The sequence below is a fragment of the Devosia sp. 67-54 genome, assembly GCF_001899075.1.
Taxonomy (GTDB): Bacteria; Pseudomonadota; Alphaproteobacteria; order Rhizobiales; family Devosiaceae; genus Devosia_A.
Map to the genome: position 1 here is coordinate 170,016 of NZ_MKVA01000002.1, position 12,805 is coordinate 182,820.

At 65.8% G+C, this 12,805-nt stretch carries 12 protein-coding genes; 1 reads left to right on the forward strand and 11 read right to left on the reverse strand.

What is annotated here, in order from left to right:
- Positions 1-92: 92 nt before the first annotated feature.
- The 11 genes from BGO82_RS01570 to BGO82_RS01620 all read right to left on the reverse strand — a co-directional run bounded on the left by BGO82_RS01570 (position 93) and on the right by BGO82_RS01620 (position 11,567).
- Complete coding sequence (locus BGO82_RS01570; protein ID WP_291303788.1) at positions 93-374, reverse strand: hypothetical protein; 282 nt, start codon at positions 372-374, stop codon at positions 93-95.
- Between the two features lie 235 nt (positions 375-609).
- Positions 610-1,668, reverse strand: coding sequence for a hypothetical protein (locus tag BGO82_RS01575; RefSeq protein WP_291303789.1), 1,059 nt, complete (start codon positions 1,666-1,668; stop codon positions 610-612).
- Positions 1,665-2,555: a hypothetical protein gene (locus BGO82_RS01580; RefSeq protein WP_291303790.1), complete on the reverse strand. Its 891-nt coding sequence runs from the start codon at positions 2,553-2,555 to the stop codon at positions 1,665-1,667. The genes BGO82_RS01575 and BGO82_RS01580 overlap by 4 nt, the downstream gene beginning before the upstream one ends.
- Positions 2,556-2,870 (reverse strand): hypothetical protein, encoded by a 315-nt coding sequence (locus BGO82_RS01585; RefSeq protein WP_291303791.1) that lies wholly within the window; start codon positions 2,868-2,870, stop codon positions 2,556-2,558.
- Positions 2,870-3,073: an AlpA family phage regulatory protein gene (locus BGO82_RS01590; RefSeq protein WP_291303792.1), complete on the reverse strand. Its 204-nt coding sequence runs from the start codon at positions 3,071-3,073 to the stop codon at positions 2,870-2,872. The genes BGO82_RS01585 and BGO82_RS01590 overlap by 1 nt, the downstream gene beginning before the upstream one ends.
- 173 nt (positions 3,074-3,246) lie before the next feature.
- Complete coding sequence (locus tag BGO82_RS01595; protein WP_291303793.1) at positions 3,247-4,485, reverse strand: site-specific integrase; 1,239 nt, start codon at positions 4,483-4,485, stop codon at positions 3,247-3,249.
- A 257-nt stretch (positions 4,486-4,742) separates the two neighbouring features.
- Positions 4,743-5,852, reverse strand: a complete 1,110-nt coding sequence (gene ugpC, locus BGO82_RS01600) for a sn-glycerol-3-phosphate ABC transporter ATP-binding protein UgpC (protein ID WP_291303794.1) — start codon at positions 5,850-5,852, stop codon at positions 4,743-4,745.
- Positions 5,852-8,425, reverse strand: a complete 2,574-nt coding sequence (locus BGO82_RS01605) for a GH116 family glycosyl-hydrolase (RefSeq protein ID WP_291303795.1) — start codon at positions 8,423-8,425, stop codon at positions 5,852-5,854. Before BGO82_RS01605 ends, ugpC begins: the two co-directional genes overlap by 1 nt.
- A 19-nt stretch (positions 8,426-8,444) precedes the next feature.
- Positions 8,445-9,290 carry a carbohydrate ABC transporter permease gene (locus BGO82_RS01610; RefSeq protein WP_291303796.1) on the reverse strand — a complete coding sequence of 282 codons (846 nt, stop codon included), beginning with the start codon at positions 9,288-9,290 and terminating at the stop codon, positions 8,445-8,447.
- A gap of 11 nt (positions 9,291-9,301) precedes the next feature.
- Positions 9,302-10,228: a sugar ABC transporter permease gene (locus tag BGO82_RS01615; RefSeq protein WP_291303797.1), complete on the reverse strand. Its 927-nt coding sequence runs from the start codon at positions 10,226-10,228 to the stop codon at positions 9,302-9,304.
- Positions 10,229-10,286: 58 nt separating this feature from the next.
- Entirely contained in the window at positions 10,287-11,567 is a 1,281-nt protein-coding gene (locus BGO82_RS01620) for an extracellular solute-binding protein (RefSeq protein ID WP_291303798.1), read from the reverse strand.
- 183 nt (positions 11,568-11,750) lie between these two features.
- Here BGO82_RS01620 and BGO82_RS01625 point away from each other — a divergent pair, with 183 nt between their 5' ends.
- Complete coding sequence (locus BGO82_RS01625; protein WP_291303799.1) at positions 11,751-12,761, forward strand: LacI family DNA-binding transcriptional regulator; 1,011 nt, start codon at positions 11,751-11,753, stop codon at positions 12,759-12,761.
- The last annotated feature ends 44 nt before the right edge of the window (positions 12,762-12,805 follow it).

A 12,805-nucleotide genomic window follows, 5' to 3' on the forward strand; every position in this document is an offset into this window, starting at 1 on the left:
TCGAAGGTAGCGGCGGGGACGACCGTCACGCAGCCCCCGCCGCCGATGATGAGCACGGGGTCCGACGCCGTGCTCGTCAAACTGCTTTCGCCTTATGCGGCGCTGCCGGGCTTGGCGAGCGCGGTGACGGCAGCGGTGCTGTTCCGCCGCGCCGAGGCGTGGAAATTTTTCCAAATGTCGGTGTGACTCCGGGCCTTCGGAATCAAGTCCGAAATGTCCTCGTCGTCGGCGCTGCCACCGGCGGGAGGGGCGCCCTTCGCCGGCGGGATCAGGTCGGTCAACTGGTCGTCGGCAAGCGGGTGGCCGTACTCTGCGCGGAGCCGCTTAAGGGCGGCGGCGCGATCGTGTTCGGTGTACAAGGTCGGGGTTGTCATTTTCGTCTCCATCGTTGGCGCCCGTGGCGCGTTGAAGAAAAAGGGAGCGCCGAGGTGGGGCAATCTACAGACACCCCGGCGCTTAGTGCGCTGGCCCGACTGGCTCCCCGAGGACGAGGAAGAAGGCGCCCTGCTGCCCGCCATTGTCGGTCCGGTTGCGCGCCGCGGAGAAGGAAGAGGAGGACCCCGCGACGCGCTTTCGGCGGGTCACGACGCCGCCGAATTCGTTTTGCCGCTACGGCGCGATGCCGAGTAGCGCCTTGGCGCTCATTCGCGCCGGCGGCCTAATAAGAACGTCGTCCTGCTCGATGATGCCGATCAGATGAGCGGCCTCCTCCGCTTCGGCGGCGTCGATGGCGGCCTGCGCAATGCCAAGCTCCCTTCGCCGCTCGGCCGCGCTGAGTGTCAGCACGCCGCGCTGCTCACAGTCAGTGTATCGCCGGTCTAGTTGCTCGAAGAGGTCGTCTTCGATTCGCTCGCCGAGGAGAGACAAGAACATCGCCGCCACGTCTTCGGGTGCCGGCTCACTCCGGCCGGGGCCCCATTTGAGGTCCACGAGCGGGAGGCGAAGTGCGCCGGCGACGTGGCAATTCTGGATGCTGACATGGAGCGGAGTCTCAGCCCGAATGGCGCCGCGGAGCATCGCCTCCGCGGTCGCGCGGTCCACGACCGCCTCGGTGACCGCCTTGCGGCGGGCGTGTGCGGCCTCCGCGACCTTCGCGGCGTCGGCCATACTTTTGCGGCTCGGCTTGCCTGCGAACTGAAAAGGCTCGATGTCAACGTTTTCCATAGCGAGTTTGGAGACGAGCGTCGTGGCCTCACCGGCTACGTCGGCCCACGATTTTGTGCCCGGCGCCGGCTGCGCCTTCTGTTGGAAATCGGTCAGGGTCTTCCGGGCCTTGGCGGTCGCGCGTTGCAACTTTTTGTAGTCGGACTCCAGCACATAGGGGCGCCGTTCGCCGCCGAGTAGAGAACCACCCTCGGCCTCGGTTTCGGGGCCAGCGGCGGCGAGGTCGTTGACAACGGGCAAGCCCGAGGTCAAGGCCCTTTGGACGAAAGCGGCCTCGGCAGCTTCTGCGCGCTGCTTCGCTGCAACTAGGGCGTCATTCTGCATCAGGCGCGTCTGCGCGTCGGCCCCTCCGCGTTCGGCCAGTGTTTCGATGATGTCGAGGCGATCATCGATGAAGCCGTGATCGAACAGGTAGGCGTCGATTTCGGGTTTGCGAATTCCATTCTGATACTCCTGCTCAAGGTGCCCCGGCGGGGGCGTTGTCCGGGGTCTAGCAGGGTTCAAGAGATGGCCGCGGAGAGGTCCCCAAAAAACTGCATCCGGTCGTCATCATCGTCATCGATAGGAGGCTCACCGAACCGGCGTAGGTTGTCGTTGATGGCGAGCAAGAAGAGGGGCGAGTCTTCAAAGTCCGTATCGGACCGCTCGTCGGGAATGCGCCGAGGGTCAAATTCAAATTGGTCGTCCACCATGGCGAATGCCCGGACCGCAGCGCGCTCAATAAGAGCACGGCGTTCCTTGACGCCAGCGAGCGATAGGCCGGCATGCCCATGGCCGTTGCCGTCCAGCAGGCCAAGGGCACCGGCGAGGGCGAACAGGCATTCTATCGGCGGCGGCGTGCCTCGGCAGGCGTGTCCGTCGATGAGCAGTAGCAGCGCCCATTTGACCTCCCTCGGCACGTTTGCGGGGTTCGCCGCGACGGCGCTGGCGACGCTGGCCGCCGCCTCGCGCTCCCTAGCTTTATCGAAGATGTGGTCTGCGGGATGGACACGGCCGGCCTGCAATGCCGCTTTCAGCTTCTCCGCGCGAGACCCGAGCCCGAGGGCAAGGGGCAAGGTGGCAGCGAAGTCCACATTCGGCCAGCCATCGCGGTCCCACCATGCCCTCATGGCGACCGCAAAGAGGTCAAGGGCTTTGGACTCATTGGCGACGCCAGCGGCAGGGGCGGCCCGCTCGTAGCGGGCCCGGATGCGGCGCGCGGCCGCCCGGAGCCCGCCCTCGTGGTCTACCCATAGGGAGGAAAAACCGGTGAGGTTTCGGGGCACGCCCTTGCCGCGGTCGTAAATCGGCACGCGCGCCATCTCCATATCCCACCGCGAGACATGGGGGAGCCGGAAGCCCGCCGGCGCCGGCGGCAAAGCGGGCAGTGCGAGCGGGTCGTGGCGTGCCATTCAGTGCACCGTGTGCCCGACATCGACGGCGCCAAGGTCCCGAGCGATGGCCGCCATCGTGGCGGGCTCCGCAATCGGCGTAGCCTCGCCGGTCGGTGCCCATTCGGACACAAACACGAGCGCGCCGGTCGCAGCGTCGGCGACGATCAAGACGCCGTGCGCCCGGTAGCCCACCTCAAGGACAACTAGATAGCCGCCGAGCCGCGCCGTGCGCGCGACGACGCCCGCACAAAGGCTGTCGAACTGCGCACGGCGCGTGGTTGCGAGCCACCGGGCGAGCCTGCGCCGGAGCGCCACCGCATCGGCCCGCTTCATCAGCCCACCTCCTCCGCCATCTGCTCCGCGATCCACTTCTCCACGCGGGAGAGCGGCCAAGCTTTGATGCGCATGCCCTTGATTCCGATGGGGCGGGGGAACGTGCCGGCGGCGACCATGGCGTAAAGAGTGGAGGTCGGAATGCCCGTCTTCTTCGAGACGGAGTGAATGCGAAGCAACTCTTCGCCAGTGGCTTTGGGCATGGATTTGACTCCGGTTTGGTGGCGCCGGACGGCGCGCTTGGAAAACCATCGTCTTCCCTTAATCACCACGAATATCCCGGCGTCTAGAGTCCCACGTCCTCTCAGAAGCATTTTGGCCCTCCACCACGTCGAAGCAGTAGAGGGCCGTTCTGACAACTAGTTGACAATGTGGTCTAGGCGGCGATTGCCTCGGGCTCGTCATCGGCAACGGCGCCCTTGGGCAGGACGTAGGCCGCCCAAGCTTCCATGAGACGCCGCCGCCGCTCCAAGGCATCGCCGCGGCGATAGGCGCGCTCGGTGGCGTTGCCCACCACATGAGCGAGCGCAGCTTCGGCAATCTCGCTGGCGAAGTCGGTCTCCTCGCCCACCCAATCGCGGAACGATGAGCGGAAGCCATGGACCGTCACGTCCACCTTGAGGCGGCGGAGCAGCATGGTCATCGACATGCCCGACATCGGGCGGTCCGCCTTGGCACCGGGGAAGAGGAGGTCCGTGCCCATGGCCTCGCGAGCGTCGGCGGTGAGGTCGAGGATTTCGAGCATGCGGTCCGTGAGCGGCGCCCGATGCTCGCGGCCGGCCTTCATGCGCGCCGCGGGGATCGTCCATACCTTCGCCTCGCGGTCTATCTCCGGGAGCCGGGCGTGAAGCGCCTCGGTGGTGCGGCTCGCGGCCAATATGGTCCACTCCAAGGCGAGCGCCGCCATCGACGGCTGGCCGTGTAGCCGCGCGACCAAGCCGGGCACCTCGGCATAGGGCAAGGCCCGATGGTGGCCGCGGGTGAGCTTCTGGCGCTTGGACAGCAGCGCGGCGAGGTGGCCCTTCCACCGGGCAGGATTCTCGCCGGTACGAAGGCCGCGGACGCGAGCAGCATCAAGGACCCGCTCGATACGGCCCCGGACGCGCGACGCCGTCTCGGGCAGGGTGCCCCAAATGGGGCGGAGCACTGCCAACACCTCGTCGGTGCCAATGTCGGGGAGCGCCTTGTCCCGGATCGAGATGCAATAGCCGGTGTCCGACCACTCGCCCGTCTCTGCGTCCCGCTGGACCGACAACGAGGTGCGCCATTGCGCCTTGTGGACCTCGTTGCGGAAGCCGGACTCGATGGAGTTGACCACTTCCTCGGCGAACGTGCCGAAAGTGTAGGTGGCGGCCTCCTCGGCGCCCTTGGAGGCTTTCCGCGCCTCGATTGGGTTGATGCCGTCACGGACCGAGCGCCGGGCCTCACCGGCCGCCTCCCGAGCCTCGGCAAGGGAAACGTCGCCCGTGCGCTTGCCTTGCCAGAAGAAGATAAAGCTCCACCGCTTGGCGCCGGTGGACGTGACCACCAGATAGAGCCCTTCGCCGTCCGCGTGCATGCCGGCCTTCGCGTTCAGCACGCCGCGCGCCGTCAACCGATTTGACAATCTAGCCATGACCTAACTCCTACTCACCCTAAGTTTGACCCTAAGTCGCACCTCGGATTGTAGTGGAATGGGCTAGAGCGCGTAAGAGGGGTAGGTGAGCTAAGATATTGATTGGACTCGTCAATTTAGAGCTTGCTAGAGCTTGTCAGAGTGCTGCCCGTAGGTCTCCCTCTCCGCCATTCTCCGATATCGACGAGCAGTTTCTGCGGCTGGCGGTCACGACCGTAGCCGGGCTCGTGCAGGCGAGCCTGATTTGAGGATCGAGGCTAGGTGATCACGTAGTCTTCCGACCAGGAACGGGATGGCTCGAGGGTTGTGCCGTTTTCGTCGAAGACGTGGGCGAAGCGCGGGTCGAGGTTGAGCCGGATCGTGGCGCCCTGCTTCACCCCCGAGATGCCGCGCAGCGACACCGTGACGGGCGCGCCGGAGGCCAGGCGCGCGTGGACGATGGTCTCGGCGCCCAGGACCTCGACTGCATCGACGGCCGCCGTCAGCGGGCCGTCCGGATCGAGCGACAGATGCTCGGGGCGGATGCCGAGGGTGGCGGTGCTGCCGGGCGCGAGGCCGCGGGTGCGGCTGCTGACCGGCAGCGTAGCGCGGTTGTCGTCGACGCCGAGCGCGAGCTGCGGGCCTGGGGCGACCGTGCCGCGCAGGAAATTCATCTGCGGCGCGCCAAGGAAGCCGGCGACGAACTGGTTGCGCGGCCGCGCATAGAGCTCGATCGGCTTGCCCGTTTGCTCGACCACGCCATCGCGCAGGACGACAATGCGGTCAGCCATGGTCATCGCTTCGACCTGGTCGTGCGTGACATAGACCATGGTGGATTTTAGCCGCTGGTGCAGCGCCACCAGCTCGCTGCGCATCTTCACCCGAAGCTCCGCGTCGAGGTTGCTGAGCGGCTCGTCGAACAGGAATGCCTTGGGCTCCTTGACGATGGCGCGGCCGATGGCCACGCGCTGGCTCTGCCCGCCAGACAGCTGGTTGGGACGGCGTTTCAGCAGATGGCTGATCTGCAGGATCTCGGCGGCGCGAGCGACGCGGGCCTCGATCTCCGCTTTCGGCGTGCGCTGGTTCTCGAGGCCGAAGCGGAGATTCTGCTCGACGGACATGTGCGGATAGAGCGCGTAGGACTGGAACACCATCGCCATGCCGCGCGCCGCCGGCATCAGCCGGTCGCAGCGGGCGCCGTCGATATCGATCCGGCCGGAGGTCACCTCCTCGAGCCCCGCCATCATGCGCAGCAGCGTGGACTTGCCGCAGCCCGACGGGCCGACGAACACGGTGAAGGCGCCGTCTTCGATGTCGAGGCTGACGCCGTGGATCACCTCCACGGCCTGGAAGCTCTTGGTGACGTTCTTGAGCTCGATGCGGGCCATCAGCCGAGCTCCGCCGCGTCGCCGGCGCGCAACGCCGAGACCGCACTGGCCGTGCCGTCGACGCTGACGGTGACGGCCGGCAGCGCGCCGCCGAGGACGCGCAGCGTGCGCATGCCGTCGCGGCTCTCGAGCTCGCCCCAGGCGTTGCCCGCAGACCAGATCACGCAATAGTCGCCGCTCGCCTTGGGAGCGAAGCTCAGCGTCTTGTCGACGAGATCGGCAGAAAATCCCGACCAGGCATTCATCAGCTGCCAGGCCGACATCGAGCGCGCATAGTAGGATCCGCACTCGATATCGTTGAACGGATTGCGGCGGGCGCCGTCGTGGCGGCGGCGCACCGACCGCACCACGTCGAGGCCCTCCGCCACCAGACCGTGCATGATCATGTGCGAGGCCGACGCGTATTCGATGCCGGTCCACACTTCCTCGGCATAGGGCGCCGCCACCATCGGCTGGCGCGTGCCTTGCGGATAGGTGGCGATCAGCAGGCCACCCTCGTCCTCGAAAGCGTAGTTGCGGCACGGATTGAAATGATCGTCCATGCTCTTGCGGTAGTTTTCGTCATAGACGGCACGCAGCGCCGAGCCGACCTTGTCCTTGTCGAGAAAAAGACCAAGCCCGGCCACCTCGGCATGCCACTGGCCGAGGATCTGGTCGGCGATGCAGCCTTCGGCGAACTGGTACTTGATCTCGCCATGCTCATCCGACCAGTAGGCGGACATGAAGCTGTCGGCGAGCACCCCCGCATTGCGGCCGGTATCGAAGGCGGTGAGCACCGATTTGTCGTCGAGGTCGATGGCCTGGATGAAGTAGCGGCCGTTGTAGAGCGTGTCATCGACATAGCGGGCGCCTGCCTTGCCCAGCCGCGCGCACTTTTCCGCCATCGCGCCGTCGCCCACCGCTTCAGCCATCTTCGCCATCGCGAGCAGCGCGGCGACGTAGATGGTGCCGAGCCAGGAATTGGGGCCGAAGAGCTCCATGTCGAGGGTCTGGTGCTGGCGGCCGGACAGGATGCCGGTCTCTTCCGGGTCCCAGCGGTCTGGATTGTCGGCGCTCCAGGCATATTCCATGGCGCGCACCATCCTGGGCCACCAGTTCTTCAGCCAGGCGGTGTCGCCCGACAGCCGCCACTCGCGGTAGGTCTTGACGATGGCGCCGAAGTGCCCGTCGGCGCACGGGCCGATGATATCGAGGCCGCTGCCCAGCGGCAGCTTCTGCCGGAAGGTCAGGCCGCCATTGGGCTGCTGGTTGTAGAGCCACTCGGTCTCGCGCAGCGTGCGCTCGAGCGCCGGAAACAGATGGCTCAGCGCCTGCTGGTAGTTCCACACATGCGTGCACGAGCCTTCGCAGGAGCCATCGAGCCGGTGCAGGCCCTCCCAGCCCCAGAGCTCGCCATTCTGCAGCCGGATGACGGTCGCGGTGCGGAGCAGCGCCAGCGTCGCGGTGGCGGCGTCGGTGATCGGCGCCGGCGTCGTGGCGCTGAACAGGCTGTCGCGGAAGGCGATGGTTTCGCCGGCAAGGGCGTCCCAGCGGGCAAAGGCATCGCGCGCCGTGGCGAGCGAATCCGCCCATTGCGTGGAATAGTAGTTGGTCCACAGCGGGGTCGCAACGTTGGGAGGCTGGCTGTCCGGCTTGCTGCGATAGGCCCAGTAGATGTCGCCCCTCGGAAAGTTCCAGGCAATGACGAAGCGCACGGTGCGGCTCTCGCCGGCCGGCACGCTGACCCTGGCGGCGAGGGTGCCGTGTTCGGGGAACACCTGCATGTGCCTGGTGGTGCGCGGTCCGTCATAGGTGCGCTCGGGCAGCGGCCCGGGCTTGGCGAAGTCCTTCCAGTAGAGCGTCAGATCGTCGAACCACTGGCCGCGATAGTGGTGGTCCTGGTGCTGCACGTCCGCCGCATCGGTGGCGATGGTGAGGTCGCCGCGGTCGGCCTCGGCTTCGCCGGGGTCGGACGAGGTCATGCGCAGCGCCGAGACGCCGCCAGCCTCGCTGAAGCCGTGGACGCCGGAATTGTTGCGGTAATTCCCGAGCGTGCCGGCAAGCGTGTAGTCGATCGGCTTGTCGGTGCTGTTGTGGAGCTCGAACACGAACATCGCCGCCGGCATCGACGAGTCGCGGTCATTGTGCGGAATGAATGGCGACAGCGCGGTGAGCCGCACCGCGCCGGGGAAGCGGGCATCGCGGAAAACGAGATCGGCGGTCGGGAAACGGCCATAGAACCCGACGTCGCGGAAGTGCGGCAGGCCGACCAGCGATTGCCGCATGGCGCCGTGGCCGAAGCCGTCGAACATGGGTCGCAGCCCGGGGCCGCCCGATGGGTTCTCGTCATAGGGGCCGTTGAGCACGCGGGCGTCGAGCAGCTTGCCGTCCTGCTCGGCCTTGACGGCGAAATGCGAGTAGCCATTGAACCCCTGCAGTGCCGGCCGGTTGCGGACCGACCAGTCGACGAGCCGCCCCGAGCCGGAGATCGCAAAGCCGCCGGCGCCGATGCCGCCCAGCGGAAAGCGCACATAGCGCGACCGCTCGCCGAGATAGGCGAACTGCGGATCGATGGCGCTCAGATCATCCCACATAACAAAACCCTGGTTGGAACTAGTTTCTGATGCCCGACATCGTGACGCCTTCGATCACAAATTTCTGGGCGAGAAGGAAGAGCAGGATCACCGGCAGCACCGACATGCTCATCGCCGCCATCACCACCGACAGATTGCCCGACTGCAGATAGCCGCGCAGGATGTCCATCGCGAGCGGCAGCGTCATCGCGTTCTGCTGGCCGAGCAGCACCTTGGCCTGGAAATAGTAGTTCCAGGTCTGCGTGAAGGTGATGATGCCGAGCGCCGACAGCGCCGGCCGCAATTGCGGCAGGCTGATACGCCAGAAGATCTTCCAATAGCCGGCGCCGTCCATCAGCGCCGCCTCCTCGAGCACCTTGGGCTGGCTCAGCATGAACTGCCGCATCAGGAACACCCCGAAGCTCGAGGTCAGATACATCAGCGCCAGCCCGATCGGCTTGTTGATCAGCCCGATCTTGGCGAAGCCGAGGAAGATCGGCAGGATCGTCACCTGCGCCGGGAACATCAGCCCGACGAGCAGAATGAAGAACAGCGTGTCGCGGCCCTTGAAGCTGAGCCGCGAGAACGCGAATGCCGCCAGCGTGCAGGTGATCAACTGGCCCACCGTGACGATCACCGCGATCTCCACCGAATTGATGTAGATCTGCAGGAACGGCACGCTGGAGTTCAGTACCGCCGCGTAATTGCTGAGGTCGAACGTCGTGGGAAAAAAGCTCGGCGGCATCTTGTAGGCGTCGGCGACCGGCCGGAACGACATCGAGATCAGCCAGGCGAACGGCAGCAGCATGAAGATGCCGAGCACCGCCATCACCACGATGATGGCCCAGTCGACCCAGCGCGCGGCCTGTCGTGTGGTGATCCCCATGACCCGCTCCCTCAGTACCGCACCAGCCGGCGCGAGAGCAGAAGCTGCACGCCGGTGATGATCAGGATGACGACGGTCATGACGACCGCGACCGAGGCGCCGTAGCCGATCTGGAAGCTGCCGAACGCCTGCTCGACGATGTTGATCGACATCGAGCGCGTCGCATCGCCGGGCCCGCCCTTGGTGAGGATCCAGATCGATTCGTAGACCTGCAGCGCGCCGATCGAGGCGTAGACGATGGCGAAAAACACCACCGGCGAGATCCATGGCAGCGTAATGCGCCAGAACCGACGCCACGGCGAGGTGCCATCCATGATCGCTGCTTCCATGATGTTCCTGGGCACACCCTGCAGCGCCGCGATGAAGATGATCATGAAGAAGCCGGTGTTCTTCCACACGTCCATGAAGACGATGGACGGCATGGCGTTCTGCGCCGAGGTGAGCCAGCGCACGGTCGGCAGGCCCAGATGAGCGAGGTAGTAGTTGAAGATGCCGGCATCCTGAAAGAAATAGCCCCAGACAATGGCGACGAACGCCGCCGCGATGATGACCGGCAGGAAGAATGCCAGCCGGAAGAAGTAGAGCAGCCAGCCGGGCATCGCGCGGTTGAGCGCCAGCGCCAGCAGCAGGCCGACGCTGACGTTGCCGGTGACCGCCATCGCGGTGAAGCGCAGCGTGTTCCAGAAGATTTGCACCGAGCGCGGATCGGTGAAGAAGCGCTTGAAATTGTCGAAGCCGACCCAGTGCGAGCCGAGTTGCGGATCGTAATAGGCGAAGCTGAGGACGACCGTGACGATCACCGGCGCCAGGACGAATGTCAGGTAGAGCACCATCGCTGGAAAGATGAAGAGATATCCGGCGCGGGCCTGCTGGCTGCGAAGCTCGGATCTGGGTGCGGCGGTGTCGGTCATGGTCTGGAGCAGATCCCGTTCAGACAAGAGGGCGCGCCTGCGGGGCAAGCGCGCCCACTCTAGCGGTCCGGGAGGAGCGCTTGAACTAGCTCAGCGACGCCTTGAGGCGGGCAAACGAGTCATTGAGCTCGGCGTCGGCCTGCTTGCAGGCATCGGGGATCGACATCTCGTCCGCCATGATGGCGGTGTAGTAGCGGATGAAGATCTTCTCGACTTCCTGGAAGTTGGCAGGCGACGGCACGGCCTTGGTGTGCGGCAGCGTCTGGTAGAACAGCGGGGCGCTCGGCGGGAAGGCCAGGTACTCCGGCAGTTCGGCCGCGGCCTTCGAGCCGGGCACCGAGCTGCCGGACTTCGCGACGTCGGCTTCCGCCTCCGGGCCGGTGAGTTCGGCCACCATCGCCTGTACGGCGTCCATGTTCTGCGCGCCCTTGGCGATGCCGATGGCGCCGAAACCCACCACGGTGTAGTCGTTGACCTTGGTCGGTGGGATCGCCACGTCCGAATTGAGCTTGGCGTTGCGGATGTTGGGAATGACCCAGTGGCCGCGGTTGATCATCGACACCTGGCCGGCAAGGTACTGGTTGTCCATCGTGTCGGTGCCCGGGATCGGGGCCGAGCCGTCGACGTGGATAATGTCGTGCAGGAATTGCAGCGACTCCGCCACCCTGGGGTCGAGCATGTTCGACGCGGTCCAGTCGTCGTTCAGCGCGCCCGTGCCGTTCGAGAACAACCAGGGCTGGATGAAGAAGTTCTGGTTGGGAACCTCGTAGCCCCACTGCGTCACCGTGCCCGACGAGTCCTTGATGGTGAGCTTCTTGGCGATCTCGCGGAACTCTTCCCAGGTCCAGCCGGTCTTCGGGTAGGCAATGCCCGCCTTGTCGAAGTGGTCGCGATTGTAGTGGATCATGATGTTGTTCCACGAGGTGGGAACAAAATAGGTCTTGCCCTTGTACTTGCAGTCCTCGAACAGCGCCGGCGCGAAGTCGGAATAGTTCGGGTTCTTGGCGACGAAATCGTCGATGGGCTCCATGATGTTGCGCGAGGCGAAGGTCTGGAACGTCTCGATGGCGGTGCCGTAGATATCGTGCTGGCTGTTCGAGGCGAACTCGCCCAGCACCTTGGTGACGTAGTCGCCCCAGCCGGTCGAGATCGGATCCATGTCGACGCTCACCTGGACGTTCGGGAACTTCTTGTTGAAGCGGGCGATGGCGTTGTTGGTGTTGGCGAGATCGGCGTCGCCGCCATTCATCAGGATGCGGATGGTGCCCGAGGCATCGGACTGCGCCACGGCGCGGCCGGCAATCCCGGACGTGGCGGCGAGCGCCGCGGTCGACAGCATGAAGCTGCGACGGTTGAGCTTGAACATCGGTAGTCCTCCCTGTGCGGTGAAGCGCGTTGGCCTCGTCCGGTTCCTCTCCGGTCGAAACGTTTCGAGTCGACAGAGCATCTCTCTGCGAAGAGGCCGGGTCCGGGCCGCTGCACAGGCTTTTTTGCAAACACGAAACGTTTCGTATAATGCACGACGACAGGACCGGCGCAAGGGGGTGCGGTGTCGACGATCAAGGACGTGGCAAAGCGGGCGGGGGTGGCGATCTCGACGGTGTCGGCGGTGATCAACCGCTCGGCGCCGGTGAGCGAGGACACCATCGCCCGGGTCGAAGCCGCCGTTGCCGCCATCGGCTACACGCCGCACGGCGCGGCGCAGAGCCTGCGCTCGGGCCGCTCGCGGCTGATCGGGCTGGTGGTCCCCAATATCGCCAACCCGCACTTCGCCGCGGTGGCGCGCGAGGTGGAAAACGCCTGCCTCGCCGCCGGCTATACCAGCGTGGTCTATTCCACCGGGCAGGATGCCGAGCGCGAGAGCCAGGTGCTGAAGATGATGCGCGTGCAGCGCGTCGCCGGGCTGATCGTCATCCCCACCCGCTCCGACGCCGCGCATGGCGCCGCGCTGGTCGACCAGATCCACGTTCCAACCGTGCTGCTCGACATGTATGTCGAGGGCCTGCCCTACGACGTGATCAAGACCGACAATGTCGAGGCCGGCCGGGTGGCCACCGAGCATCTGCTGTCGCTCGGGCACCGCCGTATCGGCATCATCGTCGGCATCCCCGGCCTCGCCACCAGCGACGACCGACACGCCGGCTATCGCAAGGCGTTCGAGATGCGCGGGCTCATCCCCGACCCGGCACTGGCGCTGCCCGGCGATTTCGACCAGCAGACGGCCCACGACATGGGCGCAAAGCTGCTGGGGCTGGCGCATCGGCCCACGGCGATCGTCACCATCTCCAACATGATGACCGTGGGGCTGCTGTTCGCGATCCGGGAGCGGGGCATGAAGGTGCCGGACGATCTGTCCGTCGTCGGCATCGACGACCTCGACTTCGCCGAGCTGCTCGACCCCAAGCCGACGGCGGTGACGACGCCGATCCTCAGGATGGCCCGCCGATCGATCCACAAGCTTCTTGCGCAGCTGGGAGGAACCGCCAGCTTCGATGGCGGCTGGGAGGTGTACCAGCCGGAGCTCGTGGTGCGACAGTCGACGGCGAAGCCGAGGGACTAGCCGGATTCACAAGGCGGCGCGGCCGCCCGGCCTGTTGGTCTGCC

Bases quoted from the DNA above. Each gene is read 5' to 3' on its own strand.
- BGO82_RS01610 (WP_291303796.1), bottom strand. From the start codon at position 9,290: ATGGGGATCACCACACGACAGGCCGCGCGCTGGGTCGACTGGGCCATC.
- BGO82_RS01590 (WP_291303792.1), bottom strand. From the start codon at position 3,073: ATGCCCAAAGCCACTGGCGAAGAGTTGCTTCGCATTCACTCCGTCTCG.
- BGO82_RS01595 (WP_291303793.1), bottom strand. From the start codon at position 4,485: ATGGCTAGATTGTCAAATCGGTTGACGGCGCGCGGCGTGCTGAACGCG.
- BGO82_RS01580 (WP_291303790.1), bottom strand. From the start codon at position 2,555: ATGGCACGCCACGACCCGCTCGCACTGCCCGCTTTGCCGCCGGCGCCG.
- BGO82_RS01620 (WP_291303798.1), bottom strand. From the start codon at position 11,567: ATGTTCAAGCTCAACCGTCGCAGCTTCATGCTGTCGACCGCGGCGCTC.
- ugpC (WP_291303794.1), bottom strand. From the start codon at position 5,852: ATGGCCCGCATCGAGCTCAAGAACGTCACCAAGAGCTTCCAGGCCGTG.
- BGO82_RS01570 (WP_291303788.1), bottom strand. From the start codon at position 374: ATGACAACCCCGACCTTGTACACCGAACACGATCGCGCCGCCGCCCTT.
- BGO82_RS01585 (WP_291303791.1), bottom strand. From the start codon at position 2,870: ATGAAGCGGGCCGATGCGGTGGCGCTCCGGCGCAGGCTCGCCCGGTGG.
- BGO82_RS01605 (WP_291303795.1), bottom strand. From the start codon at position 8,425: ATGTGGGATGATCTGAGCGCCATCGATCCGCAGTTCGCCTATCTCGGC.